The organism is Pseudomonadota bacterium (assembly GCA_038533575.1).
In the GTDB taxonomy this organism is placed as follows: Bacteria; Pseudomonadota; Alphaproteobacteria; order Rhodobacterales; family Rhodobacteraceae; genus Shimia_B.
On sequence record JBCAYL010000048.1, the window covers coordinates 1 to 541 of the forward strand.

Sequence of the window (541 nt, forward strand, 5' to 3'; positions counted from 1 at the left end):
CTACTACCTGAAGCCGGGCTTTGCCTATGGCGGCTCCTGCCTGCCCAAGGAAGTGCGCGCGGTGGCCCACATCGCTGCGTCGGCGGGTGTGTCCCTGCCGCTGATCGAACAGCTCGAGGCATCGAACCGCGCGCAGATCGCGGAGGCGATGCGCCTTGTTCGCGAAAGTGGCGCGCGGCGGGTCGCGGTCCTCGGCCTCGCCTTCAAGCCGGGCACTGATGACCTGCGCGAGAGCCCGACGCTGGAGCTGATCGCTGCCCTGCGCGATGCGGGCATCGAGGTCAGCGCCCATGACCCCGCCGTCACCGCGCAGACCAATATCGAAGGCCAGCTCAGCTACGTGAAGCACGGCGCGCCGGGTCTCGCCGCACTGGCCACGGATCTCGCTGACCTCATTGCAAATGACGCTGTCGCCGCTTGCCTCGGGGCGGAGGCGGTCATCGTCACTCAGAAGAACGACACCTACGCCGCGCTCGCAAAGGCCGCGCTGGATGAAGGCACGCCCGTCGTCGACGTGGTGCGCGCCTTCGACAGGCTGCCC

1 protein-coding gene is annotated in these 541 nt (G+C 68.4%); it reads left to right on the forward strand.

Going from position 1 to position 541, the window contains the following annotated elements:
* Window positions 1-541: UDP binding domain-containing protein (locus AAFM92_16930; protein MEL7302044.1), on the forward strand; the 541-nt coding region annotated here is incomplete at both ends.